We start from the raw sequence: 1,219 nt of genomic DNA, 5'->3' as shown, positions 1-1,219 counted from the left end.
TGGATAGGTTACAATAAACTAGACAAGTAAATTAAGGTCATGTAAACTAGAAACAATATACTAAAAGGAGAATCGTTTATATGGCTAAAAGAGATAGAAGAACCTATACTGAAGAATTTAAACAACAAATGGTGAAATTATATGAAAATGGTAAACCTAAAAAAGATATCATGGTTGAATATGATTTAACTTCAACCGCTTTTAATACTTGGATCAAAAGAAGTCAAACTACCGGTTCCTTCAAAGAGAAGGAAAACCGTTCCCCAGAAGAAAATGAATTAATTAAGCTAAGAAAAGAAAACCAGCATTTAAAGATGGAAAATGATATTTTAAAGCAAGCAGCGCTGATATTAGGACGAAAGTAAATGTGATTAAAAGTAATGCTTACAAATACAGTGTATCAGCAATGTGTAGAGTCCTAAAAATCCCTAGAAGCACCTATTACTACGAATCTAAAGTTATAGAATCACCTGATGAAATCACCCCTAAAGTAATTGATATTTTTAGAGCTAGTCGTAACAACTATGGAACAAGAAAAATAAAAGTAGAATTAAAAAAGCAAGGTTTTGTAGTATCTAGAAGAAAAATAGGTAAAATAATGAAAGTTCAAGGCTTAGTGTCAAAATATACTGTTGCACAATATAAGCCCCATATAGATAAATGTAATGAATCAAAAATAGCCAATGAATTAAATAGAGAATTTAATAGCCAAACTCCATATGCAGTTGTAGTAAGCGATCTAACATATGTAAGAGTGAAAAATCAATGGAATTATGTATGTATATTAGTTGACCTATTTAACAGAGAAATAATAGGCTATAGTGCAGGCCCATATAAGGATGCAAACCTTGTTTACAGTGCTTTTGCTAGCGTTAGAACTAGGCTAGATGCTATAACTCTTTTCCATACAGATAGAGGTAATGAATTTAAAAACAAAGTAATAGACGAAGTATTAGAAACCTTTAAAATCAAGCGCTCTTTGAGCCTTAAGGGATGCCCCTATGATAATGCTGTAGCAGAAGCTACCTTTAAAATATTTAAAACTGAGTTTACTAAGGGGTACCTTTTTGACAGTTTACAAGAATTACAACTAGAGCTATCAGATTACATTAACTGGTTTAATAATATTAGGATTCATTCAACATTAGGATATTTAAGTCCTAAACAATATAAAGAACATAACCTTAAAAAAACTGTCTAATTCAATGTTGACAATCCA

General features: G+C 30.7%; 1 protein-coding gene. It reads left to right on the top strand.

What is annotated here, in order from left to right; genetic code table 11:
* The first annotated feature begins 80 nt into the window (after window positions 1-80).
* Window positions 81-1,201 (top strand): IS3 family transposase gene (locus CHB72_RS25735; RefSeq protein WP_089285696.1). Its coding sequence is split into 2 segments (ribosomal slippage): window positions 81-330 and window positions 330-1,201, totalling 1,122 coding nucleotides; the frame shifts between segments, so codons are not numbered across the junction.
* The last annotated feature ends 18 nt before the right edge of the window (window positions 1,202-1,219 follow it).

The organism is Anaerovirgula multivorans, assembly GCF_900188145.1.
GTDB lineage: Bacteria > Bacillota > Clostridia > Peptostreptococcales > Natronincolaceae > Anaerovirgula > Anaerovirgula multivorans.
This window is presented reverse-complemented; position numbering and strand designations above follow the sequence as displayed.